We start from the raw sequence: 26,777 nt of genomic DNA, 5'->3' as shown, positions 1-26,777 counted from the left end.
TCTTATCATATTTAACACATAAAAAAATACAGGCATCAAAGTGCCTGTATTCTTTCTTATTTCGCTATTAATTTCAATGCCGTCTGTAATTGTAAATCATTTTCTCCAGAACGGATTTTTTCAATGATTTTAGTTTGAATCGCTTCAGCTGTCTTTTTATCAAGTTGTCCTGTTGCTTCCATCTCATTCGCATTTTGGAATGCTTTTAGTGCTGATTCTGTCTCTTTGCTAAAGTATCCATCTTCACGTCCTGGTACATATCCTAAGCTCTTAAGCATTTCTTGTGCGTGTTTTACTTGTACATCATTTGAATTGTATGAAAGTGTCTTTTCAATTTGAATTGGTGTCGCATGATAATAATCTGGTTGCTTCACTTCTACAGTTGGCGCGATTCCTTTTTTATGAATCCAATTGCCATCTGGTGTTAACCATTTAAACATTGTTAATTTAATGTTGCTGCCATCTTTAAATGGAACAGCCTGCTGAACAGTACCTTTACCAAACGTTTTTTCACCAATTAAATCGTATCCTTCTCCTTCTTTTAGCGCACCAGCTAAAATCTCTGAAGCAGAAGCACTTCCGTTATCAATTAATACTGAAATTGGATATGACTTTCTCTCTTTCAGTTCCGTAGAGAATTTCTTCTTCTCACCATTTCGCTGTTCTACTTGTAGCATTGGCTTTTTATCCGTCATGATGTCTCCTAGTATATCTTCTACACTATTTAAATAACCGCCAGGATTACCACGCACGTCAATAACTAAGCCTTTTATGTTTTTCTTCTCTAGCTCTTTTAACTGATCCTTAAATTCTTTCGCAGTATTTTCAGCGAAAGAAGTAATTTGCATATAACCGATATCTTTTCCGCTATCTTGCTTTACGGAACTAAATACAGTGAAAATCGGAATCTTTTCACGCTTAATTTTAAATTCTATCGGATCAGCCACTCCTACGCGCTTAATTTCAATTGCAACAGTCGTTCCTTTTTTACCACGAATTTTTAATACTGCTTCTTCACGTGATAAATCTTTCACACTATTTCCATCTACAGATAAAATTTGGTCATTCGGTTTAATTCCTATCTTTTCTGCTGGTGAACCTTTAATTGGCGATACGATAATAAGCTTACCGTCCGTCTTGTTCACTTCAGCTCCAATCCCTTCAAGTTCAGGATCCAGTGACTGACTAAACTGTTTTGCCGTTTCTTTATCCATATACGTGGAATAAGGGTCCTTCAGCGTAGACAACATTCCCTGTATCGCACCTTCGACTAATTTGTCGTCTTTCACGTCTTCCACATAACGTGAATCAATTAGTGCATACGCCTCATTAATCTTTACCAAATTCCCTTGCGCTGTGCCAGCATTACCATTCGATACTGTTTGCGTTACATACGCTGGGTTTATCCCAAACCAGTACATACCACCAAACATCCCGCCAGCACCAATTAAAAATGCAACAACCATTCCAATAATTGCAACTCTACGTTTCAATGCGGAATTCCCCTTTCCAGAACACACAGGTGGTGTAGCAAAAGGCATCACACGATGTGTGATGCCTTTACCTATTTCTACTATATGATAAGCTTGTACGAATTATGTTTGCAACTTTTTATACTTTTAAGAAGCGACGAATTGACATTACACTTCCCCACATACCGATTAATGCACCGATTAACATTAATAAACCAGCTAATTGGAATACGAATGGGTTGTATGGTAGAAGCTCGAAAATTGTTCCGCCAAGTTTTTCATTAAACACACCTTGCAACGAATTATACATAACTAAAATTAGGCCAATTGGAATAATCGATCCTAATACTCCTAGGAATAATCCCTCTAACAAGAACGGCCAACGAATAAACCAGTTTGTTGCACCAACAAGTTTCATAATTTCAATCTCAGTACTACGAGCATAAATTGTAATTTTAATTGTGTTAGAGATTAAGAACATCGCTGTGAATAGAAGACCCGCAATTAACGCAATCCCGATGTTACGACCAGTTTTTACAGTATCAAATAATTTTTCAACTTGACCTTTACCGTATTGAACATTACTTACAAACTGCATTTTCTCAATCTTTTTCGCAATTGTTGCCGTATCTGTTGGTTCTTTCGCCTTTACAACAAATACGTTTTTCAGTGGGTTATCTTGCTCAAATAACTCGAACGTTTTTCCACTATCGCCTAAGCTTTTAATTAAACGTTTCAACTCTTCTTCTTTAGAAGAATATTTAATAGAATCTACTTTCGCAATTTTACTCATATCTTCTTCTAATTTCTTTTGATCAGCTTCTTTTGCTGCTGGATCAACATGCACACGAATTTCTACATCTTGCTCTACTTTCGTCGCAAAATGGTTCATATTCATAATCGCTGTCAAAAAGACACCTACAAGTAATAATGTAACTGTTACTGCACTTACAGAAGCAAATGTCATCCATCCGTTACGGGATAGATTTTTCACACCTTCTCGCAAATGTCGACTAAGGGTTTTAGCCTTCATATCCGTATCCTCCCTCAATCTCGTCTCGAACAATTCTTCCACCTTCAATTGCAATTACACGATGACGAATTGTATTTACGATATCTGCGTTATGTGTCGCCATAACAATCGTTGTACCACGCTCATTAATACGTTTAAAAATCTTCATAATATCAAGAGCTGTTTCAATATCTAAGTTACCTGTTGGCTCATCGGCAATTACAACCTTTGGCTTATTTACAATCGCTCTTGCAATCGCCACACGTTGTTGCTCTCCGCCCGAAAGCTCATTTGGAAGTGCATCGGCACGCTCTTCAAGACCAACAAGACCTAACACTTCTGTAACGCGCTCACGAATCGCTTCCTTCTCTTCTTCAATTACTTCTAAAGCAAACGCAACATTCTCATATACCGTTAATTTAGGTAGCAATTTAAAATCTTGGAAAATCACGCCTAATTGACGACGGAAATATGGAACATCTCTTTCTGCTAATGTTTCAATTACAAGTCCATTTACATTAATTGATCCTGTAGATGGCTTCTCTTCACGATACATCATTTTAATAAATGTAGATTTTCCGGCTCCACTCGGTCCAACTACGTATACGAATTCACCTTGTTTAATGTTAACTGTGAGACCAGCAATGGCTTTCATACCATTTGGGTACTCCTTATAAACATTCGTCATTTTTATCATTATTTATCACCCAATACTTAATGATTTTTTTAGAAATACTTTTCTGTACATTTGAAAATAAAAGAAAAACCTTTATTTTCGTTCGACCATTCTTGTTGAAGGTAGCTTCCATACATGCTTTTTATTAGCAACGCTACTCTATGTAATATATTTCATCAAAATTCTACAAACCCCATTGTAACATCAATCGGTTTCCAATTCGGATACATTTTTGTTACAGTTATGTTACATCCTAATAAAAGGTAAACGAGCTCATGTAATTACTTAACTCGAAGCACTTTTCGGTCAAGTTATACAATCAGCTCGTTTATTAATTACGTTTCTTATTTATGCTCCGCTAACCATTCAGCTACTTTTTTCGCATCTTCACCTTGAATAATTCCTGGTGACATTGAACCCCGGCCTTTTTCAATAATCTTTTCAATCTCTGCTGCGTCATATTTCTGTCCTACTTTTCGTAAATCTGGTCCAGTTGCTCCTGATAAATCTTTTGCGTGACAACCTATACAACTTTTTTGGTAAATTTGCTCTGCGCTATCTGTGCTTGCAGATTGTTTTGATGGTTTACTCTCTTCTTTATTTCCACATGCTCCTAAAGCAAAAACGACTGATGTCCCCAGCGTAATAGCCAACAATTTCTTTTTCACTTCTATCGCTCCCCATTGTTGATATTCTTTTCATTCATAACTAGGCAATAGTTTTCATAACACATTCAATATTCATTATAAGCATTATCTTTATATAGAAAAACTAAGGTGTACTTCATATTTTTCACAAATATAGTGAGAAGCCTAATAAAATAAGCTTTCATAAATTGTTTCAATTCTGTGAACACCTTAAAAAATTCTATAAAGAGCCTTTTTCTCCAAAGAAAAACTGAGAATCCCTATATAAAGCCCTACTCTATTACCGCTCTGTTTTACTATTCTCTACTTTTTACAAAACAATATACGGCATTGTATTCTACATATAATCTCATCAAAAAGAGAAGTTGTCGCCTCCAACTTCTCTTCCTCTTTATTTCATCAATATAAATAAGATAAGCCTCTTTATATCCTCTTGGACCTCAACACGTGCCAACAATTCTGTTGGCTTTTTCTCTTATTAAATACGAGAACGTAAATACGCATCAATAAACGGATTAATTTCTCCATCCATAACTGCTTGTACGTTACCAACTTCTGTATTTGTACGATGGTCTTTCACAAGAGAATACGGGTGGAATACGTAAGAACGGATTTGGCTTCCCCATCCAATTTCTTTTTGCTCTCCGCGAATCTCATCTAATTGTGCTTGTTGTTCTTCTAATTTCTTTTGATATAATTTCGCTTTTAGCATTTTCATCGCATGCTCACGGTTTTTAATTTGAGAACGCTCTGACTGACATGTTACAACCGTGTTTGTTGGTAGATGAGTTATACGAACTGCTGAATCTGTCGTATTAACGTGCTGTCCACCTGCACCACTTGCACGATACGTATCTATTTTCAAATCTTCTGTACGCACTTCAATTTCAACTTCATCATTGAATTCAGGTACAACTTCACAAGATACGAACGATGTATGACGACGACCTGAAGAATCGAACGGTGAAATACGTACAAGACGATGTACACCTTTCTCCGCTTTCAAGTAACCATAAGCGTTATGACCTTTAATTAATAATGTAACACTCTTAATACCAGCTTCATCGCCCGGTAAGTAGTCAACCGTTTCTACTTTAAACCTACGTTTTTCAGCCCAGCGCGTGTACATACGTAATAACATAGAACCCCAGTCTTGTGACTCTGTTCCACCTGCACCTGGGTGTAATTCTAAAATAGCGTTATTTTTATCATAAGGATCGCTTAATAGTAACTGCAGCTCGTACTCATTCATTTCTTGAATTAAAGTTTTCACTTCTGATTCTAGTTCCTCATGTAAATCTTCATCATACTCTTCTTTAAGTAAGTCATGCGTCATTTCTAAGTTTTCGAACGTCTCATCTAACTGACGGAACCTTCCAACCATATCTTTCAGCGCATTCGCTTCATTAATTACAGCTTGTGCGCCTTGTTGGTCATCCCAAAATCCTGCGCCCATCATCGTTTCTTCTAATTCTGCAATTTGTTTTTCCTTAGTAGGAAGGTCAAAGAGACCCCCTAAAAGCCGCTAATCTCTTAGCCATTTTTTCTAATTCTTGCCTAATTTCTACTAATTCCATTTCCTTCACCTCTATGTAATTGCTGTTACTTTCATATGAAAACAAGGGAAACTCTCTCCGCTTATTACGGAGAGAGTTTAATCCTTTTCATTATACATTTTTGATGTAAAAATTTGCAAAGCAGCCTGAACTACAGTTTCTTATTACTGCCCAATGCCACAACAGTTTTTATATTTCTTGCCACTACCACATTTACATAAATCGTTGCGTCCCATTTGGTCACCTTTTACAACCGGTTTTTTCTTCGCGTCTTCGCCATCGCTTGATGGATGAACAGCTTCACCTTGAACAACTTCTTGACGCTCTAAGTTTTGCTCAATTTCAGCTTTCATAATGTAACGAGAGATTTCCTCTTCAATAGAAGCGATCATCGACTCGAACATTGCGAATCCTTCCATTTGGTATTCACGAAGTGGATCGATTTGTCCGTAAGCACGTAAATGAATACCTTCACGAAGATGATCCATTGCATCGATATGATCTGTCCATTTCGTATCTACAACACGGAATACAACAACCTTTTCGAATTCACGCGTCTGCTCTTCAGGTAGAAGCTTCTCTCTTTCGTTATAACGCTCTAACAATTTCGCGATAATTGATTCGCTCATTTCTTCTGGAGCAAGGCGACGTAACTCTTCTTCTTTTACATCTCCTTCTTCAAGAAGGTTTGTATTTAAGTAATCGACAAGACCTTTAATGCTCCAATCTTCTTCGATTTCTTCTTGCGTATGAAGTGCAACAGCACGTTCTATCGTAGATTTCATCATACCTTCAATAATACTGCGTAAGTTCTCTGAATCCATTACTTCTTGACGCTGTTTATAAATTACTTCACGTTGTTGACGAAGTACATCGTCGTATTGCAATAGCTGCTTACGTGCATCATAGTTATTTCCTTCCACACGTTTTTGCGCAGATTCTACCGCACGAGAAACCATTTTACTTTCGATTGGCTGTGAATCATCCATACCAAGGCGATCCATCATCGCTTTCATATTGTCAGAACCGAAGCGGCGCATTAGTTCATCTTCCATTGATAAGTAGAACTGTGTTACACCAGGGTCCCCTTGACGACCAGAACGACCACGTAACTGATTATCAATACGACGACTTTCGTGACGCTCTGTACCGATAACTGCTAGGCCAACGTTTCTAATATCGTCGCCTAACTTAATATCCGTACCACGACCAGCCATATTCGTCGCAATTGTTACAGCGCCTTTCATACCAGCTTCTGCAATGATATCTGCTTCACGCGCATGGTTTTTTGCATTTAAGATATTATGACGTACACCTTTACGTGTTAACATTTTTGAAATAAGCTCTGACGTTTCAATTGCAACTGTACCAACAAGAATAGGTTGCCCTTGCTTATGACGATTTACAATATCCTCAACAACTGCATTGAATTTACCTTCCATTGATTTGAAGATTAAATCAGCACGATCATCACGAATAATATCTTTATTCGTTGGAATTACGATAACATTCATATTGTAAATACTACGGAATTCTTCTTCTTCCGTTTTCGCTGTACCAGTCATACCAGATAATTTTTCGTACATACGGAAGTAGTTTTGGAACGTAATTGTTGCAAGCGTCATACTTTCATTTTGAATTTCTACGCCTTCTTTTGCTTCAATAGCTTGATGTAAACCTTCGCTATAACGACGACCTTTCATAAGACGACCAGTGAATTGGTCTACGATTACGATTTCGCCTTCTTGTACAACATAATCTGTATCAAGGTGCATAACAACGTGTGCACGAAGCGCCTGATTAATATGGTGAAGAAGTGCTACATGTTTTAAATCGAATAAGTTATCGATATGGAAAGCTTTCTCAGCTTTCGTAATACCATCTTCTGTTAACATTACATTTTTCGTTTTCACATCAAATGAATATTCTTTTTCATTTTCTAATGTACGAACGAATGCATTTGCAAACATGTATAGCTCTGCTGATTTTTGAGCTTGTCCCGAAATAATAAGCGGCGTACGTGCTTCATCGACTAAAATAGAATCGACTTCATCGATGATAGCAAAATTAAGTGGACGCTGAACGCACTGCTCTCTATATAACACCATGTTGTCACGTAAGTAATCGAACCCAAGCTCGTTATTTGTGCTATACGTAATATCAGCAGCATAAGCAGCTTGTTTCTCTTCACGTGACATACTATTTAAGTTAATCCCTACAGTTAGGCCAAGGAACTCATGAAGTTGTCCCATTTCGCTCGCATCACGTTGCGCTAAGTATTCATTGACTGTAACAACGTGAACACCTTTTCCTGTTAATGCGTTTAAATATACAGGTAAAGTAGATGTTAACGTTTTACCTTCACCTGTTTTCATCTCAGAGATATTTCCTTCATGTAAGGCGATACCACCCATTAGCTGTACGCCATATGGACGCATTCCAAGAACACGATTCGCTGCTTCACGAACAACCGCAAAAGCTTCAGGAAGTAGATCATCTACTGTCTCACCTTTTGTTAGACGTTCTTTAAATTCAATCGTCTTTCCTTTTAATTGTTCATCAGTTAGCGGCTTAATAGATGATTCTAATGCATCAATTTGCTCCACTGTCTTCTGCATACGTTTAATTTGGCGTTGGTTGACATCAAATACCTTTTTTAAAATACCGATCATAGGAAATACGCTCCTCTTTTATTAAAATAAAACTTCCGATTGCTTTCTTTTTCTCTTTACAATCAGTCGTTATAAAAATCAAATTTACCCCGCATTAACGGGCTGTAAGATCCCTACCTCAAAATTAAGCAAAAACAAAAATTAGGTATGGGATCAACTGCCCGTAAATGCCCGATTGGTGAAGGCTAATAATCAGTAGGTGGGAAGAACCCACCACTGATTAAAGTTTCACTTTATGTTATGCCAATTTTTCTCCTAATTAAAAAAACTAAAATGTATAAACCTAATGATAATTGTAACACTTGTCTTATAACTATGACAACAATCGTCCAAATGTCGAGCCGTAGATTCAGAAAAAGTTTTTATTTTATTCGTTTCAACAAATTAATAATTCTTTTCCCTACCTCTCTATTTCAAATTCATATTCCAAATTTCATATTAATTCTAAATAATATTCTTTCCCGTTCCCTTTAAAGAGAGTAGCTGGAATGAACATATTAGTAAGATTTAAATCGACAATTACAAAAGCCAAAGATTTTGCCGGTGCAGCATCCATAGATACTCACACAATGCGCAAAACCTTCAGCTTTTGATTTCTATAAACAATATCTATCATTATATTGCAAGATACACTCAACCACAGCAACTCAAAAATAACCTTAAATTATATCGGTATCAAAAAAGAAAAAAGACAATATACTTAATATATTTTATATAGATCCTTTTTATAATTACACTTCAAATTAATTATACTAATGAATTGTATTAATTTATTGGTATTTCTAATTCATGATATTTCCCTTCCTTATCCTTCAAAAAAGAAATGAATTTCACCTTAGTTGATTCGTTAGAAAAATTTTTATAATGCTTACCAGGGTCATCTCCTACAAAATAATTTGTCCCTATATATCCTCGTACTGTTTTACCAGCAGGTATTACAGGATCAAACTGATATTTTTCAGGTAATTCCATTGAATAAGGAACTAAATTATAAAACTCCCCTATTTTAGAATAAAACATTGTATTAGAAATAGACTTATTACTAAATAAGTTAATATCCCGATTTGTTGTATTTGTAATATTTAAAGGTAACACATACGTCACTACTTCACGGTCTTCATAAGGATCATAAACTTTTGTAGGATCAAGAGGCTCAAGTGCATGAAACTTCACTCCTTGTCCATCTTCAAAAGTTCTATTAGATAAAAACTCATCTTTTACCACTTTATAAGATTCATTATTTTGATTTAATGTTTTAAATCTAAACAAACTAGCAAATGTACATAGCAACACACACAATCCAATGATTATTAAGACATGTTTTCTTGTCACTATTAATCTACCAACTTTCCATTATTAACATGTACAATACGATCTACTATTCCATTATCTAGAACATGCACATCATGACTAGCTACAATAATAGTCGTTCCATTAAAGCTTGCGCTATCCCTAAACGTTGTTTCATACCTAAAGAATATCTTTTATACTTTCTCTTATCTGCTTTATCAAGCCCAACCCTTTGAATAATATTATAAATTTCCTCATCAGAAATTTTATTGTTAATCGATGCTAAAAATTTCAAGTTCTGAAAACCAGTATACCCTGGAATAAAACTTGGATATTCAATCAATATTCCCATAGAATCAGGAAATTGCTTTTGTTTTCCAATCATTTCATTATCTATATAAACAAATCCAGAATTCAAACGCATTAACCCTGATATAGCTCGTAAAATCATCGTTTTACCAGAGCCATTATGCCCCTTCAAAACTAAAAACTCGCCTTTTTTTATCGATAAACTAATATTATCTAACACAATATTTCCTTTTAATTTTTTCATCATACATTCACATTTAATATAATTGTCCATAAATTATTCACCTATCACATCTAGTTTTTTAAAACAAAAACTACCTAATAAAATCATTACAACAACAATTACTACTCCTATTAAAAGTAAATCATTACATTGAATAGATTGATTATTACCTAAAGTCAATTGAATTGAACTGTGATCAACAAAATACCAGCGATTTGGCATAACAAAAGAGCCTAAAAAATAAATACTATGAAAGAAAATAGACATAAATAGGTACATCAACATCAGTACAAAAACAATAGTTATTGGTATATAAAACGTTAAAAACTCAAAAATTAAAGCTAATAAAAAGCTTATGATTATTTGAATTAGCATAGTACCTAATATTTTATAAGAAAATTGACTATATAAATTTAAAAAAGAATACTCGCCAAAAGAAAGCAAATAGTAAACAGTAAACCAAAGAAAATACATAACAATCCAAATACTAATTATATAAAAGAACAAAGATAGTATTTTCGTTAACCAAAGAAAATGCTTCTTCTTAACACGAGGAAATAAATAAACACCATTCTGTTGAATATCTGAAAAAGCAAAATTCCCTACAAGCAACAAAGGAGTGATTTGAAAAAAAATCCAATAAAAAGGGATAGAAAATCGCCCCTCCTTATAAAAGTGAGATAAATCAACAAAGTCTACTCCATGAAAAAATCGATAAAAGGTAACATCTACTAATCCAGGTTCTTTACCATTAATAAGAGACTGATTGTATAAAAAAACAAATACAATCATAGCGTAAATTAAGAATAAAAAAGCCATTATCTTGATGGAATCTCTAAACCTTACATGTAAATCTCTTTTTAACAAATGATATAAAATCATAATGTAAACTAGATCACCTCTGTTTCATCATTCATAGAAATATAACTTTTTTTAGATAAAATCCATACACTTATAAAAAAGATAGAAAAACATCCAAATAAACGTATAAATAAACCCGTAGCATCTTCAAACACATTTATATAAAAAACATTTGTAAATAAAAATCCATGTAATATAAATCTATCTAGTAAAACAGCAGTGATCATACATATTATTGCAAGTAAACTAGGTAAAAATAATTGCAACAAAGCACTTATCATACATATGAAAATATTCGCAAATAATTGAATGCAAAATAATAATGGATAATTCACAGAAATACTATTTACAGCCATCATATTTGACATCAAAAACAACTGTAAAATCATACTCCCCGCAAAAAAACAAACGAAAACTAATAATTTTAAATAATATATAGAAACTAATTTCAATGCATTATTCACTCTATAAACAACATAAATACTAAAAAATTCGAAATAGAATATACAGAAAAAACGATTGTTAAAGGAATAAATATAGTTGATGAATTATAAAACGACATAACCTTATACAAAGTTTCCAATTCATTCATTTTCTCTTTTACAATTTCAGGTTCAAAATAATTGAACAAACAACCAATGATACTGACATTAAGTAAAAAGAGAATACTTAACCAAACATATTTCATCCTTATAGTTTCTTTCATTACATTATAAAAGAACATGCTTCCTACTCCCCCGTAAATAAAGAACTACAGAGCAAAACCAAATACATAACAGTACACTAAGAAAAATTTGTAATTCAAAAAAGCCGAAATCTTTAATTAAATAATCCTTAGGATTGAGAATCCCTTTCCCAATACCAAGCCAAAAAATATGTAAAATAAGTGGAACTAAATAAAATAAACTCGTTTTATAAAAAACGAAATCGATAAAGCCAAACTTGAAAAAACCGCACCGTATAAACCATTTAAAAATACATACATTAGAAAATATAAAGTAGGGTACTCATAATAAACCGTATTAAATTGAGCTGTTGGCGAAACAGTAGCAGCCATATAATTTAATATTGGATGCGGAGCAACTGTTGGATAAGTCATTGCATATAAATAAAAATTAAATAGTAAAGGGAAACTTATAATAAAAAAAGATACAATAAAATTAATAAAATAAAGTAGCTTAAAATAATAAACTGTTCCCATTTTAGAAATAACAGGATAAATAAACCCATAATTTTTATCAGTTCTATAAATTCCGGCTACAGCCATCGCGGAAAGCATAGGAAATATAAGTAGATAAAACTCACAATAAAACGATAATCTATTAAAATGTAAAATATTAGACAAATATGGGGATACCTTTATAATCCCATCATCGTTAAATCCTTTAGTTGTTACACACATAGCAATATATTGAGCAATAACAATTATTAACATAATAAATAAAGACAACCAAAACATCCTACCTTTTAAAATCCTTCCTAAAAAGTAACTCATCTATAGCTCCTCCATAAACCATTAATTAAATTTAAATCTTTTTTAATATGAATAATTGATCCGCAACACCATAACATTTATTTTCTTTATTTAACCAAATGTAACGAAAAGAAACATTTGCTCTCTCTCCTTCAAATTTAGGAAACTCAACTTCATACTGATAAACATCATACTGATAAACACCATTTGCATCTTTTCTTTGTACACTCCTAACTTCTTGTTTCCACTGAATTACTTTTCCATCAATTTGTTCAATCCGTCCCAAAAGATACGTTGGTTTTTTCTTATTCATAACACCCGTTAAAAAAACATAATAATTTTCTGGTATAACTCCTGACTTTAAATTTTTATCTAAAAGCTTATCTTCTATTGCAATATCATTTCTATCTATTTGACCTTGAAAGAAATCATTACCAAAAAATACTTGTTCATAAATAGTATTTTTCTTAATTTCTTGCAACTGAATACTTTTTAAATTTCCTTTTTCCGTTAAAGTATCTTCAATATTTACAATAGGTTCATCTACTTTCTTTTGACAAGAAACTAAGAAACTAATACTCAATATAAAAAAACAAACTAAAATATATTTTGAAATAAGTTTCATTACAGCTCCTCCTATTTTTGAAAATTAAATAGCAGAAAAAGTCGTATAGTTCCTAATCTAGATTAGGAACTATACGACTTTTTTTCTTAATACTCACTAAAAACACCTCCGATAATTTGTAGCATTATATTGATTTTATTTTTTCACTGAAGGAATAAAATAAATCCTTATAATACAATATTAGGATATCAAAGCCGAAATGCACTATCAATTAATTTCAGAAAACTTAACATTTTATTTACAATTATAAAATTTTGTTAAATTAAACAAAGTTAGTATGCTCATGGCAAGGAAATACTTGTAGAGATAATCACACTCAAAATCTCAATACAACCACTAAAACATATAAAAAAAGCGCAGCCATTTCGGCTGCGCCTTCGAATTATTATTTAGTTTCGATTAAACCATATTTCCCATCTTTACGGCCATATACAACATTAGTTTCATTTGTATCAGCATTTGTGAAGACGAAGAAACTATGTCCTAGCATATCCATTTGCAAGATCGCTTCTTCAACGTCCATCGGTTTTAAATCGAATCGTTTTGTACGTACAAGTTCTAATTCATCCTCTTCTACCGCATCCAGAACAGCTACTGCTTCTGGAAGGATAAAGTTAGTTTTAATAGAACCCTTTTCACGTAATTTACGGTTTACTTTTGTTTTATGTTTACGAATTTGTCGCTCAATTTTATCAACTACTAAATCAATCGCAGCGTACATATCGCTATTTGTTTCTTCTGCACGAAGTAATAAATCTGTAAATGGAATTGTTACCTCGATACGTTGCTTGTCAGAGTATACTTTTAAGTTAACCTTAATCTCTGGGAATGTATCAAAATAACGCTCTAATTTACTTAGTTTTTTCTCTACATATTCCTTTAATGCTGGAGTTACTTCAATATTTTCACCACGAATGTTGAATTTCATAGATGAATTCCTCCTTTCAAGCCTATGTACTATAATTTCGACATCGGCTTAAAAACTCCTTCTAATTTTTTTAAAAAAATTAGTGGAATTGCGATTTTTTTATCGTTTTTTGTTGAAATGAAAAGATGCATCGTTTCTATCTTTATTTTATCCTATTACCATCGTGAATAACGACTGTAACTGTGGACAATTGGTTACAGAAAAGAAACAACTTTTTGACAACTCCTCCAAAACAAAAAAGCCCTTGTTACGAGCAAGAGCTTTCGCCATCTATATAATGCTGCTAAAAATACAGCTCTATCTTTTCCAAAAACTTAATTTTTACAGTTTCACAACATTAGCCGCTTGTGGCCCACGTGCTCCATCAACAATATCAAACTCCACTTGTTGACCTTCTTCTAACGACTTATACCCATCTTGTTGAATAGCAGAAAAATGAACAAACACATCGTCACCATCTTCACGCTCAATAAATCCAAATCCCTTTTCTGCATTAAACCATTTTACTCGTCCTTGCATGTTCATTCCATTCCCTTCACTCTTAAAATCAGGGCATTCGCCCCATATTCTGACTATAACGAATGACAAGACTGTAAGTCAAAGAAGACCTGTCGTCTTTTTATTACTCCTTTCGACATTCACATATTAACCTCTACAAAGCGTCAAACAAGAAACCTCTCTCGCTCCTCGATCATACAAAAGGCTTCCAATTTGCCTAACAGTAATTCCTGTCGTATACACATCATCCACGATTAAAACATGTTGCTCATGAAACATCTCTTCTCCCTGAAAATAAAAAGGATTAACTCCCGATATCCTTTCTTTACGCTTCTTCTTACTTTGTTTTTCTGTTTCTATTCTTCTTAATGATGCACAAAGCATTTTGATAGGCAAACAAGAAGCTAGTAACTCTGCTTGATTAAAACCACGCTCGTATTCTCGCTCTTCACTAAGAGGGACCGGAATGGCAACTGAAACATTCGCAAAATATTTTTGAAAAAGACTTCGAAAAGGCTGATGAAAAATATGCACTAATTCAGCATCTCCCCGAAATTTAAACTGTGCTAATATTTCTTTCATCCCTTCATCATACACATGCAACGAACGATTTATGAGAGACGGAAACCCCTGCTCGTTCGTCCACCTTATGCAGTCCATACAAATATCCCCGTTTTTATATTCAGCTGGTATAAGTTCTAAAGGCCGACCACACTCCTTGCAAATATCTCCTATAATATAGGAAAGTTTTTGTTCACATCTATCACATATATACTTTTTATGAAGCTTAACAAAAAAAGTGTACCAACTAATCGCATATGAAATATACTCATCACAAAGTAGACAATGCATCAATCTATCAATCCTTGTTCTTTAGCATTCTTATTCATACTTTGAATATGTTTTTTCGCACGCACCATCGCCTCTGTCTTTCCATAATGAAAATAGATAACATCTCCATACGGTTCATCAGAGCTTCTGCCAGCACGCCCTGCAATTTGAACGAGAGCACTTTCTGAAAATATTTCTTCCTCAGCTCCTAAAACTGCAACTTGTAAATTTTTAATAGTTACTCCTCGTTCCAAAATCGTCGTTGTAACTAATAAAGGGATTTCTCCTTTTCTGAAAGCTGCTACCTTCTCTTTTCTTGCCGGATCTTCTGCATGCACACCGTCAATTTGATTGTTTAATGATTTTAATAACTGGCTAATTTCTTCTACATATCGCACATGAGGAACAAATAGAAAAATGGGGTATCGTTTCGATAGGTACAGATTTAACCATTGTAATAAAGTGCGAGGAATTTTTTTACGTATAAGACCCTTTTTCCAATTTCCGCACCACCGAAATATCGGAACTGGCAATGGATGACGATGGTATCGCCCTGAAATAATAACCCCTTTTTGCTTACCACTTCGCAACTTACGCTTCCACTTTTCATCTGGAGTTGCAGTTAAATAAATACGTGCTGCCTTCTCTTTCATCGCTTCGTTTACTGCATACTGCAACATCTTATCTGCATGATACGGAAAAGCATCTATCTCATCTACAATCATGACATGGAACGCCCTATAATAACGTAACAATTGATGTGTAGTTGCAACGATTAACGCCGCATCTTTTTCTCGGTCTAAACCCCCTCCGTATAAAGCAGCTACATTTATATTTGGAAACACTTCTTGTAATCTTGGTGCTAATTCAAGTACAACGTCCGTTCTCGGCGTTGCAATACAAACTCTTTCTCCCTTTTGTAGTGCCTCTGCAATTCCGCGAAACAACATTTCTGTTTTTCCAGCCCCGCACACCGCCCAAATAAAAAATGATTCTTTCTGCTTAACAGCGTCAACGACACTTTGCGCAGCTAACTCCTGACCGTCAGACAAAACGCCTTCCCACTGTAACGGATTCAAATAACTTTCTCCGCTTATTTCAGCAATCCCGCGAACAAGTACAGTACATTCACTTACCCTGCCCATCGTTATACATTTCCGGCAATACGTACATACTTCATTGCACCTTTTACATAGCAATGATACAAATAGTCGCTGCTCTATATTTCCGCAGCGCTGACACATATATTTTGAAGACTTCTTAATTACCCCTTGTACACAAACGACGTCTCGATTCCTTTTCAGATGATCCAATTTATTCTGCAAATCTGAAGAGAGTTCTTCTAACAGTAACTGTCTACCAGCTAACATCATCAATAGCCACCTCCAGCACTACTATAAATCCTTCTCTTTATCTCGTAAAAACTCAAAAAAGCCGATAACCTACTTATAAAATAGTAAGCTATCGACTTTATACACGTTTTTTATTCAGTTATAAATCCTAGAATCTACCGTATCCTAAGAAATGTTTTTGGTTGTAGCTACTGCTTAAGCTAGCGTAAGCAATCCCTTTATCACCAGCATGAATCATTTGGTCGTTACCAACGTAAATACCGATGTGAGATGGACCGTCTTTATAAGTATTTTGGAAGAATACTAAATCTCCCGGCTGCGGGCTACTTACTTTCGAAACTGAATTCCAATATCCATTAACATCTTGACGTCCTACACCAAATACGTAAGAAATGAATCCACTACAGTCAAAACCACCGTTTGATGGAGATGCACTTGCCCAAACATATGGCATACCTAAGTATTGTCGTGCTTTACCAATCACGCCAGTATCCGGAGTTGGCCTTGGTGCTGGCTCTGGTTTTTTGTTTTCTTGTTTAGGTGTCTCTTTTTTAGGCTCTTCTTTTTTAGGTTCTTCTTTTTGAGCTTGTCCAGCATTGTTTGCCGGTGCAGCTTGTTCTGCAGGCGCTTGCGCTGGTGCAGCTTGTTGAGCTTGTGCTTCTTTAGCAGCTTGTTCTGCTTGTTTTTGAGCAGCAGCTTCTTGTGCCGCTTTTGCTTGCGCTTCTTCTTCCGCAATACGTTGTAATTGCAGTGCTTGTTTCTCAAGATCTTGCAATTGACTTTCCGTACTTGTCATTGTAGTTACAACTGTATCCATTTTACCACTTAAATCGTTTACTGCTGTTGCTTTTTTCTCTTTTTCAACGTCAAGTTCTTTCTTAGCAGTTTCAATTTGAGCTTGTGCTTCTTTTAATTCTTTTTGTTTTTCTTTTACTGTCTCAACATCTTTTTTCACGTTCGTTTGATCTTCTTGTTGTGTTTTCATGATATCTTCGTCAGATTCCATAATTTTAGACACAGAAGCTAAACGATCAACTAAATCTGCAACGTTTTTAGAGTTTACAAGAACTTCTGTTACAATGTTCGTATTTGGCTGTTCTTGTAGTGCAACTAAACGTTTTCTTAATAACTCTTCACGTTTTGCAATCTTTGTTTGTAGTTCTGCAATATCTTTATTTTTATTTTCGATTAATTGCTCAGTATCAGAAACTTTTTTTGTTGTTTCATCAAGTTTTGAAGCGTTCTCTTGAACAGACTTATCCAAACCTTGGATTGTTTTGTTTAAGTCATTCATTTGTTTTTGTAATTCATCACGTTCTTGTTGTTGTTTATGTAAAGTATCATTTTGTGTGTTAATTTGTGATTTCACGTCAGAAATTTTATCTTCTGCAAATACATTTGGTGTTAGCCCTGAAAACATTAACCCTGCAACTAATGCGCAAGATGCCATTTTTAGCTTTTTCATTTTATTTTTTACACCGCTTTCTTTTTTCATTTTCCGTATATAACCTATTAAAATTTATACCATAATTCGGGAGTTTTTTTGCTAATGTTACGGTTTTGTAAAATAAATGTAATATTACATTTATCTCTATAGCAAAATATATCTAAATTTGTATATATATGTAGAATTTTAAGAGCCTTACACCGTTTTTTATAGGATTGAAAAAAAACGTAAGGGAACCCCTTACGTTTTGAAAATACTCCAATATGAATGAAATAGAAACGTTACTTCATCCATTTCTCAGCCCAATTTTGGACCTCATCCATAACACTTTCCAACGCTTTCCCTTTATCAGTTACACCGTACTCGATTCTAACTGGTACTTCTGGATAAACATTACGAACTACAATACCTTCGCCTTCTAATTCCTTTAAACGTTCTGACAACATACGATCGCTCATATTCGGTATAATATCTGCGATTTCTCTGAAACGTTTCGGCTCTTCGAGCAAAGATTTAATAATTAAGCCAGTCCATTTCTTACTAAGCATTGTAAAAGCTGACTCAAACTTTGGACATAAACAAGAATTATGCTCCATATGTTTCACCTCTCTTCTATTATAATATAGTTTCTTGTAAAAAGTAAGTAATAAAACTTTCCTCATTATTTAATTTTACATACATTTTACCATTTCCAAATATTAACTTGTCAAACCCCCGTAAAAAAAACCTCTTCAAGTAAGAGAGCTTTTATATCTTTATCACTTCGTATACCAACCTAAACCAAGCGCACCTTCACCTAAATGCGTCCCAATTACAGCTCCGAAATAACTCGTACGAATTGTAACATGAGGGTATATCTCTTCTAATTCTTGTTTCCATTCATTAGCTTCCTCTTCACGATTCGCATGAATAATAACAGCTTCCATAGGCACACCTTTATTTGCCTGCTCATCAAAGATTTCAACGATACGCTTTAACGCTTTTTTACGCGTACGAATTTTTTCGAATGGAATAATTACTTTATCTCTAAAGTATAATACTGGTTTTACTTGTAACAAACTACCGATGAAAGCTTGTGCACTATTTAATCTTCCACCACGTTGTAAATGATGTAAATCGTCCACTACAAAATAAGCATCCATCGTTTGCTTCATTTCATCAAAGCGAGCGATAATCTCTTCTGGGGCTTTCCCTTCACTTACTAATTTCGCCCCTTCACGCACGTAAAACCCTTGTACTTCACAACTAATTTCAGAGTCGTACGTATATACATCAATACCATCTACCATCTGTCCAGCTGCCGTTGCTGTTTGATATGTACCACTAATTCCACTGGAAAGGTGAATGCTAATAACTGCATCATATTCTTTAGATAACTCTTCATATAACTCTAAAAACTTTCCAATTGCTGGTTGCGAAGTTTTCGGAAGTTCCTCTTGTTCACGTACCTTTATATAAAAATCATTTGCTGAAACTTCAGCCTCTTCTTGATAAGATTCCGTTCCAAACACAACGTTTAATGGAATCATATATATATTGAGTTCGTCACGAATATGCTTCGGTATATATGCTGTACTATCGGTAACAATAGCTGTTTTCATTTTCGTACCTGCCTTATAAAAAATTTTTATCCCCTAATTTTACACGAAAACTAGAAAAGGTGCATCCATACATAAAAATGCCGGCTAGAAACTACAATCACTCGTTCGACAAATTACAACAAAAAGATAAAATACTCACCAAAAATTTCAACATATTTGTAAAAAATGTTTGAATATAAAAACGCTCGCTTTTAAAATGTAAAGTACTAGTTATTTTGAAAGATAGGGGCGTATACCATTGTTATTACAATATTTAACAATAAAAGGCTATGGAGAGCACGAAATTGTGATTCAAAAATCAAGATTCATTTGCTATGTGAATCGCGCCACAACGGAAGAGGAAGCTCAAACATTTATACAAAAAATAAAAAAACAGCATTGGAATGCAACACATAATTGTTCCGCATATTTAATCGGTGAACAAGATCAAATTCAAAAGGCAAACGATGACGGCGAACCGAGCGGCACAGCTGGTGTACCTATGTTAGAAGTATTAAAAAAGCGAGGTCTAAAGGATACTGTCGTTGTCGTCACGCGCTATTTTGGTGGCATTAAACTTGGTGCTGGTGGATTAATTCGTGCATATGGAAAATGTACAAGTGAAGGACTTAATCACGTAGGCGTTGTTGAGCGAAAACTAATGCGCGTTATGGAAACAGAAATTGATTACACATTGCTTGGCAAAGTTGAAAATGAATTACGTAATTCAGAATATAACATTAAAGATATACATTATCTAGAAAACGTCACATTCGATACGTATGTAGAAGAAAATCGAAAACAAACATTTACGGATTGGATGATTGAATTAACAAACGGGAAGTGTACAATTAAAGAAGGAGATATGTTGTACTTAGAACAAGGTGTTATCTAAGAATAGCTAACGTCTCGCCTTTAAAGATTAATGTAGTGAATTAATTCCCTACAAATGAACTAAGGAGATTATATATGGAAGAACGTTATTATCATCTCCAAAATAGCAGAATAAAAAAGAAGCGTAGAAGAAAGTTTTTCTTCTTTCTTATTTTCGCATTTTTATTTGGTAGCGTAGGACTTTATATGTTAAATTCCTACACTTCTCTCATGGGGATGTACAGTGGATTTGCTCGTGAAAAATCGGATTTAAGAACCGAAGATGTAAAAATTACAAAGGAACCATTTACAATCCTCATTATGGGAATAGAGGATTATGCAACAGACGGTCAAAATGGTCGTACAGACTCATTAATGTTTGCGACAGTCAATCCGAAAACTCAAAAGGTTTCGCTTATGAGTATTCCTCGCGACACTAAAGTTCCAATTGTTGGAAAAAATAAAGAAGATAAAATCAACGCTGCACATGCTTATGGCGGAGAGAAAATGGCAATCAAAACAGTCGAAGGGTTTCTAAAAGTTCCAGTCGATCACTATATTAAAATTGATTTCCAAGGCTTTAAAGGTATCGTTGATGCAGTTGGCGGTGTTACAGTCGATGTCCCCTTCGATTTTTGGGAACGTTCTGACGTGGATTACTACAAAAAAATCCAATTTAAACAAGGGAAACAAGATTTAAACGGCGAAGAAGCACTTGCTTACGTCCGTATGCGAAAGCAGGATCCAAACGGCGATTATGGTCGGGCCGCTAGACAAAGACAATTACTAGCCGCTGTTGCTCAAAAACTAAATTCCGCCTCTACTGTATTTAAAATTAAAGATTTAACGACTGTAGTTGGAAAATATATAAAAACCGACATTCCTATTTCAGACGGACTCGCTCTTTACAATAAACTCTCTGGATTTGATCCTTCTACAATACAAACGTTAAAACTTGAAGGAGAAGACAGAAAAATAGGCGGTATTTATTACTTCCTTCCAGATCCAATCAGTGTAGAGACTGTACGTAACGAAATTGAAAAGGAAATAGGAGAAAAAGCAAAAGTTCCAACAGAGACTACGAAAAGTGAGAATACAAATTCCGATTCAAATTCTAACTCCAGCGCAAAAGCAAAGAAGGAGCCGAGTGAGAACAAAACACCACCGCCTCCTCCCCCTTCTACAAATGCTCATGCAGAGTGGATTATGAGGAATCATGAATAAAAAAAGAGCCAAATCGTATACGATTTGGCTCTTTTTATTTCACGCAATTGTTGTTACTTCTTAAAGTGTTGTAAAATCGCTTCTACAATACGCTCTGATGCACGACCATCGCCGTAAGGGTTAGATGCTTTCGTCATCTTATCATGAGCTTCTTTATCAGATAACAACTCATCAGCAAGACCAAAGATTGTCTCTTCATCTGTTCCTGCTAATTTCAGCGTACCTGCTTCGATACCTTCTGGGCGTTCCGTCGTATCACGAAGGACAAGGACTGGCACACCTAGTGATGGTGCTTCCTCTTGTACACCACCAGAATCAGTTAACATTAAGTATGAACGAGCTGCAACGTTATGGAAATCAATTACATCTAACGGCTCAATTAAATGAATACGGCTATGCTCGCCTAAAATATCATTCGCTATTTCGCGAACAACAGGATTCATATGAACAGGGTATACAACTTGTACATCTTCGTGCTTATCAACAAGACGCTTAATTGCACGGAACATATTGCGCATTGGTTCTCCTAAATTTTCACGACGGTGTGCTGTCATAAGTACAAGACGATCATTTCCAAGTTTCTCTAACACCGAATGGCTATAAGTTTCTTTTACAGTTGTCTTCAGTGCATCGATCGCTGTATTTCCTGTTACGAAAATGCGTGACTCATCTTTATTTTCTTTTTGTAAGTTCGTTGCTGATTTTGTTGTAGGTGAGAAATGAAGATCCGCCATTACACCTGTTAGTTGGCGATTCATCTCTTCTGGATATGGAGAATACTTATCCCATGTACGAAGTCCTGCTTCAACATGTCCTACTGGAATTTGATTATAGAAAGCAGCTAAGCTTGCAATAAATGTCGTCGTTGTATCACCATGCACAAGTACGATATCAGGCTTCGCTTCTTTCATTACTTTATCTAAACCTTCTAAACCACGTGTTGTAATATCGATTAACGTTTGACGATCTTTCATGATATTCAAATCGAAATCTGGCGTAATTCCAAAGATATTTAATACTTGATCTAACATTTGACGGTGTTGTGCTGTTACAGTCACAATTGATTCAATCTTTTCTGGGTGCTTTTGCAACTCTAATACAAGAGGGGCCATTTTAATTGCTTCTGGTCGTGTCCCGAAAATTGTCATTACTTTTAAACGTTCAGTCATTTCATTACCTCTTTTCTTTCACTAGTTAAAACTTCTATTATCGCATATAAAAATATGCATGTGAAAATACAGTTTTTAACGCGCCTGAGAAACATTACTATTACAGACGTCTTTTCGCCCAACTGAGTAATAATCTAATCCATGCTTCTCGGCATCCTCATTAGTATAACAATTTCTCCCATCAAATAGAATAGGTTCCCTCATAAGCTGTGCATACTTTTCTAGCGGATAATTTCGAATTGATTCCCATTCTGTTACGATAAAAACTGCATGCGCCTCTCTAATCGATTCATCTATACACTCAGCGTATCGTATCGTATTTCCAAATAAACTTCTTACATTTTGAATAGCTTGCGGGTCATATAAAACCACATCCGCACCTATATTAATTAATCCTTCTATTATAATAAATGATGGCGCTTCCCTAATATCGTCAGTATTCGGTTTGAATGCTGCACCAAGAACCGCAATTCGCTTCTTCTTCATATCTATAATTTTCTTCGCTTTTTCAACTAACAACAACTGTTGTTTATTATTCACTTCAATGACTGCTTTCAACAAGCGAAAATCATGAGAAACATTCCCTGCAATTTGCACAAGTGCTTTCGTATCTTTTGGAAAACAAGATCCTCCATATCCGATGCCTGCATTTAAAAAAGATGCACCAATTCTCTTATCCATCCCCATCCCTGTAGCTACATCTACTATATCTGCACCCACTTGCTCACATATATTAGAAATTTCATTAATAAAACTAATCTTCGTAGCTAAAAAAGCATTAGATGCATATTTAATCATCTCAGCACTTCGAATATCTGTAATATACGTTTGTAAGCTTAATTTACTGTACAAATTCTCTACTTTCCTTGCTGCTTCTTCACTACATGCTCCAATTACGATACGATCACCCTGAAAAAAATCATAAATACCAGAACCTTCTCTTAAAAACTCTGGATTCGATACAATATATAATTCATGTCTACCTTGTAGTTTATCCTCAATCCATTCTCTCATTACATCATTTGTCCCTACAGGAACCGTACTTTTCGTAACAACAATAATATCGTTATTCACATATGTTCCAATATCATCACAAGCGCTACGAATATACGTTAAATCTGCTGTTCCATCTAATAAAGATGGCGTTCCAACTACAATAAATATAAACTCTACATCATTAAATGCCGCTGATTTACTTGCTGTAAAAGTTAAATGATTATTCTCGTATGCTTCATTTATTAATTCATTTAATCCACATTCATAAATAGGTAACTCGCCTTGTTTAATCCGTTCAATTTTCCCACTATTTATATCGAAACATGTGACTGAATGTCCCAATCTCGCCAATCCTACTCCTGTAATCAATCCAACATATCCGGTACCTATTATCGTAATTTTCATTTTCTTTTTGCACAGGAATGTACATAAGAAAATATACGAATACATAGAACTCCCCCTGTGCTTCCCCCTCTCACACTAAGAATGAGAAAACTCTTTCATTTCTTTATTATATGAATCGTTTTTTTATTATTTTTTAAGATTTTGTAAAGTTAAATGATGCAATATATACAAAATGTAAATTCCCACAATTTAACACGGAACTTACTCATTTTACGTGCAACACTTATAATACTGAAACAAAAGTCATCGCTATATGAGAGGGAAGTACAATGTCATATTACAAGCCACAATATGAGATCAACCTTCTCAAAGGACACAACATTCCATATCCAATTGTCATATATTCTATTCACTCCCCTTTACAGCCAAAAGAAAAAAAGATTGAATTCTAATCTTTTTGTGATACCATATGTTATGAGCCTGTAAATAAACATCATAATTTTCAGATAAATAAGATTGAAAAAATTACGTTAAACTATAAAGGGTGGGGTATTAATGGACTCACAAGTGATTTATGCCATTTTGGCATCTTTCATCACTGTACTCGTCGTTACTCCTTTAGTTATTAAATTAGCTTTCAAAATAGGAGCAACAGACAAGCCAAATGCGCGTAAAGTACACCAAAAAATTATGCCTCGTCTTGGCGGGTTAGCAATTTTCATCGGTGTAGCCGTAGGATTTGTTGTCGGTGGATTGTACGAACAAAGAATGTTATCGATAACTTTAGGTGCTATCATCATTGTTATCATCGGGATTTTAGATGATATGTACGAACTATCTGCGAGGGTAAAATTCGGTGGACAACTATTAGTTGCCATCATGATTGTAAAAAGTGGATTATTAGTGCAAGTATTATATATTCCAATTCTTGGAGATACTGAACTCGGATGGCTTGCTTATCCAATTACTGTATTTTGGATTGTCGGTATTACAAATGCCATCAACTTAATTGATGGATTAGATGGATTATCCGCAGGGATTTCATCTATCGTACTTGCAACGCTAGCATATATGGCCTTCACTAGCCCATGGGGTACTGGAGCAGCTATTATATTACCTCTAGCACTGATTACATTAGCAAGTACAATTGGATTTTTATTCTACAACTTCCATCCAGCAAAAATTTTCATGGGAGATACAGGAGCACTATTTTTAGGATACTGTATTTCTGTTATATCGTTACTTGGATTATACAAAAGCGTAACGTTATTCAGTTTTATCGTTCCAATCATTATTTTAGGTGTACCTATATTTGATACGACATTTGCAATTATCCGCCGTATCGTAAATAAAAAGCCTATTTCAGCACCTGATAAATCGCATTTACATCACCGTTTGCTTGCAATGGGATTCTCTCATCGTAAAACGGTACTAATTATTTACGCATTGGGTATTTTCTTTAGTGTAAATGCAATTATTTTCAGTAGTGCAACATTATGGTTATCCATTATTCTTCTTTTCATTTTAATCTTCTTTACAGAAATCATTGCTGAAGTAATCGGTCTTGTACACGAACGTTACAAACCAATTATTTCCTTCTATAAAAAAGTGAAAAAACACGAAGACTAATTGTAGTATAGCCTTTACTATTATGAAATATTCAAATAGCATCCTCTTTTCATAAGAGGATGCTATTTTTTATTTTTTAATCCTTATTCCCCATTTCCAAAATATAGATTGTTTGAGAGTGCCTCTATTGGAGAAAGATATACGTATAACGAAAAAAGTATCAAATTTTCATTTTTACATCTTGATTGTCAAACTGAGGGTGAATGTTATGATCAAGCGATTACTTCAATGTATAATTTTATTTTTAACTATTACTATGTACGCATCATCGAATACAAAAGCAACTACAGACATTCAAGTAAAAGATTACCAAAGTATTCAAACTACCTCTCCTACAACAAAAATTGCGTACTTAACATTTGATGACGGACCAAATAAATACACACCACAAATTTTAAATATTTTAAAAGAGAAGAACGGAAAAGCAACTTTCTTCGTTATTGGCGGAAAGGTGCCACATTATAAAAAAACGATGGAGCGATTGATTAAAGATGGACATTATATCGGTCTCCATAGTATGTCGCATGATGTAAAACGTCTTTATACTGGCGATCCATCTGTTTTAATTGCAGAAATGGAGCAAACCCAAAACATTGTCCAGCAAGTTACACATTTAAATACACATCTCGTTCGGGTCCCATACGGTAGCATGCCTTACTTAAAAAAGAATTACCGTGATGCACTCGTATCTGCCCAGTATAAAATGTGGGATTGGACAATTGATACATATGACTGGAAAAGCTATGATAATCCTTCCGCAATACTAGAAAGGGTACGAAATCAAAGCGATGAACAAGTAGAGGTTATTTTAATGCATGATTCTAGTGTCACAGTGCAAATACTCCCAAAAGTAATTGATTATTTACACTCACAAGGATATAAACTACTTCCCTACAATCCATCTTCCCATCTCGAAGTGAATTTTTGGAAAGACACAAGATTGTAACAGCTTTAGTGCCTATGTACTAAAGCTGTTTTACCCCGCTATTTGCCGGCCAGTAAGACTCCCACCTCAAAATTCAGCTGGAACAAAGAAGTTAGGTGGGAGATCAACTGCCCGTAAACGCCCGATTGGTGAAGGCTAATAA

Annotated in this window: 22 protein-coding genes and 3 pseudogenes; 4 read left to right on the top strand and 21 right to left on the bottom strand. The window is 34.7% G+C overall.

Annotated elements, in window-relative coordinates; translation table 11 throughout:
• Positions 1–56 precede the first annotated feature (56 nt).
• From B5P40_RS04030 to B5P40_RS03930, 19 genes and pseudogenes are all read right to left on the bottom strand, one after another.
• The gene (locus B5P40_RS04030; RefSeq protein ID WP_445594735.1) at positions 57–1,493 is read right to left on the bottom strand and encodes a S41 family peptidase; all 1,437 of its coding nucleotides are present in this window, start codon (positions 1,491–1,493) and stop codon (positions 57–59) included.
• A 118-nt stretch (positions 1,494–1,611) separates the two neighbouring features.
• A complete protein-coding gene (gene ftsX, locus B5P40_RS04025; RefSeq protein WP_002089596.1) occupies positions 1,612–2,505 on the bottom strand; it encodes a permease-like cell division protein FtsX in 894 nt (297 codons plus the stop codon).
• A complete protein-coding gene (gene ftsE, locus B5P40_RS04020; RefSeq protein ID WP_002016128.1) occupies positions 2,495–3,181 on the bottom strand; it encodes a cell division ATP-binding protein FtsE in 687 nt (228 codons plus the stop codon). The genes ftsX and ftsE overlap by 11 nt, the downstream gene beginning before the upstream one ends.
• A gap of 323 nt (positions 3,182–3,504) precedes the next feature.
• Positions 3,505–3,828, bottom strand: a complete 324-nt coding sequence (gene cccB, locus B5P40_RS04015) for a cytochrome c551 (RefSeq protein ID WP_002016129.1) — start codon at positions 3,826–3,828, stop codon at positions 3,505–3,507.
• 457 nt (positions 3,829–4,285) lie between these two features.
• Positions 4,286–5,384 (bottom strand): peptide chain release factor 2 gene (prfB, locus tag B5P40_RS04005; RefSeq protein WP_100248371.1). Its coding sequence is split into 2 segments (ribosomal slippage): positions 4,286–5,311 and positions 5,313–5,384, totalling 1,098 coding nucleotides; the frame shifts between segments, so codons are not numbered across the junction.
• Positions 5,385–5,527: 143 nt separating this feature from the next.
• Entirely contained in the window at positions 5,528–8,035 is a 2,508-nt protein-coding gene (gene secA, locus B5P40_RS04000; RefSeq protein WP_002034761.1) for a preprotein translocase subunit SecA, read from the bottom strand.
• Positions 8,036–8,800: 765 nt separating this feature from the next.
• Positions 8,801–9,328 (bottom strand): hypothetical protein, encoded by a 528-nt coding sequence (locus B5P40_RS03990; RefSeq protein WP_113708905.1) that lies wholly within the window; start codon positions 9,326–9,328, stop codon positions 8,801–8,803.
• A 41-nt stretch (positions 9,329–9,369) separates the two neighbouring features.
• A pseudogene (locus tag B5P40_RS03985) lies at positions 9,370–9,908 on the bottom strand (ATP-binding cassette domain-containing protein).
• Positions 9,909–9,911: 3 nt separating this feature from the next.
• The gene (locus B5P40_RS03980; RefSeq protein ID WP_113708904.1) at positions 9,912–10,676 is read right to left on the bottom strand and encodes a hypothetical protein; all 765 of its coding nucleotides are present in this window, start codon (positions 10,674–10,676) and stop codon (positions 9,912–9,914) included.
• A 71-nt stretch (positions 10,677–10,747) separates the two neighbouring features.
• Positions 10,748–11,442, bottom strand: a pseudogene (locus tag B5P40_RS03975) (hypothetical protein).
• A pseudogene (locus tag B5P40_RS03970) lies at positions 11,429–12,213 on the bottom strand (hypothetical protein). Before B5P40_RS03970 ends, B5P40_RS03975 begins: the two co-directional pseudogenes overlap by 14 nt.
• A 31-nt stretch (positions 12,214–12,244) precedes the next feature.
• Positions 12,245–12,817 carry a hypothetical protein gene (locus B5P40_RS03965; protein WP_113708881.1) on the bottom strand — a complete coding sequence of 191 codons (573 nt, stop codon included), beginning with the start codon at positions 12,815–12,817 and terminating at the stop codon, positions 12,245–12,247.
• Positions 12,818–13,202: 385 nt separating this feature from the next.
• Entirely contained in the window at positions 13,203–13,745 is a 543-nt protein-coding gene (hpf, locus tag B5P40_RS03960) for a ribosome hibernation-promoting factor, HPF/YfiA family (protein WP_002016135.1), read from the bottom strand.
• A gap of 321 nt (positions 13,746–14,066) precedes the next feature.
• Positions 14,067–14,264 carry a cold shock protein CspC gene (gene cspC / locus B5P40_RS03955; protein WP_001990088.1) on the bottom strand — a complete coding sequence of 66 codons (198 nt, stop codon included), beginning with the start codon at positions 14,262–14,264 and terminating at the stop codon, positions 14,067–14,069.
• A gap of 126 nt (positions 14,265–14,390) precedes the next feature.
• The gene (locus B5P40_RS03950) at positions 14,391–15,095 is read right to left on the bottom strand and encodes a ComFC family protein (protein ID WP_113708880.1); all 705 of its coding nucleotides are present in this window, start codon (positions 15,093–15,095) and stop codon (positions 14,391–14,393) included.
• Entirely contained in the window at positions 15,095–16,444 is a 1,350-nt protein-coding gene (comFA, locus tag B5P40_RS03945; protein WP_142936354.1) for an ATP-dependent helicase ComFA, read from the bottom strand. The genes B5P40_RS03950 and comFA overlap by 1 nt, the downstream gene beginning before the upstream one ends.
• Positions 16,445–16,574: 130 nt before the next feature.
• Positions 16,575–17,921: a C40 family peptidase gene (locus tag B5P40_RS03940; protein WP_113708878.1), complete on the bottom strand. Its 1,347-nt coding sequence runs from the start codon at positions 17,919–17,921 to the stop codon at positions 16,575–16,577.
• A gap of 233 nt (positions 17,922–18,154) precedes the next feature.
• Positions 18,155–18,469: a winged helix-turn-helix transcriptional regulator gene (locus B5P40_RS03935; RefSeq protein WP_002089608.1), complete on the bottom strand. Its 315-nt coding sequence runs from the start codon at positions 18,467–18,469 to the stop codon at positions 18,155–18,157.
• Between the two features lie 162 nt (positions 18,470–18,631).
• A complete protein-coding gene (locus tag B5P40_RS03930) occupies positions 18,632–19,474 on the bottom strand; it encodes a DegV family protein (protein ID WP_002016143.1) in 843 nt (280 codons plus the stop codon).
• 238 nt (positions 19,475–19,712) lie between these two features.
• Between B5P40_RS03930 and B5P40_RS03925 the strand changes: the two genes are divergently transcribed.
• Both B5P40_RS03925 and B5P40_RS03920 read left to right on the top strand, forming a co-directional pair.
• Positions 19,713–20,348, top strand: coding sequence for a YigZ family protein (locus B5P40_RS03925; RefSeq protein WP_061689030.1), 636 nt, complete (start codon positions 19,713–19,715; stop codon positions 20,346–20,348).
• A 74-nt stretch (positions 20,349–20,422) separates the two neighbouring features.
• Positions 20,423–21,550, top strand: coding sequence for an LCP family protein (locus B5P40_RS03920; protein ID WP_060749247.1), 1,128 nt, complete (start codon positions 20,423–20,425; stop codon positions 21,548–21,550).
• 53 nt (positions 21,551–21,603) lie between these two features.
• On the opposite strand, the gene wecB is transcribed toward B5P40_RS03920, so the two are convergent.
• Entirely contained in the window at positions 21,604–22,719 is a 1,116-nt protein-coding gene (gene wecB, locus B5P40_RS03915; RefSeq protein ID WP_002034751.1) for a non-hydrolyzing UDP-N-acetylglucosamine 2-epimerase, read from the bottom strand.
• 75 nt (positions 22,720–22,794) lie between these two features.
• Positions 22,795–24,165: a UDP-glucose dehydrogenase family protein gene (locus B5P40_RS03910; RefSeq protein ID WP_113708877.1), complete on the bottom strand. Its 1,371-nt coding sequence runs from the start codon at positions 24,163–24,165 to the stop codon at positions 22,795–22,797.
• A 450-nt stretch (positions 24,166–24,615) separates the two neighbouring features.
• Between B5P40_RS03910 and B5P40_RS03905 the strand changes: the two genes are divergently transcribed.
• Positions 24,616–25,689, top strand: a complete 1,074-nt coding sequence (locus tag B5P40_RS03905; protein ID WP_113708876.1) for a glycosyltransferase family 4 protein — start codon at positions 24,616–24,618, stop codon at positions 25,687–25,689.
• Between the two features lie 208 nt (positions 25,690–25,897).
• Positions 25,898–26,635, top strand: a complete 738-nt coding sequence (locus B5P40_RS03900; RefSeq protein WP_002129943.1) for a polysaccharide deacetylase family protein — start codon at positions 25,898–25,900, stop codon at positions 26,633–26,635.
• The last annotated feature ends 142 nt before the right edge of the window (positions 26,636–26,777 follow it).

The organism is Bacillus sp. SRB_8, assembly GCF_003264205.1.
In the GTDB taxonomy this organism is placed as follows: domain Bacteria; phylum Bacillota; class Bacilli; order Bacillales; family Bacillaceae_G; genus Bacillus_A; species Bacillus_A mycoides.
Note: the sequence above shows the minus strand (reverse complement) of the source record. Positions and strands in the feature narration are given on the sequence as shown.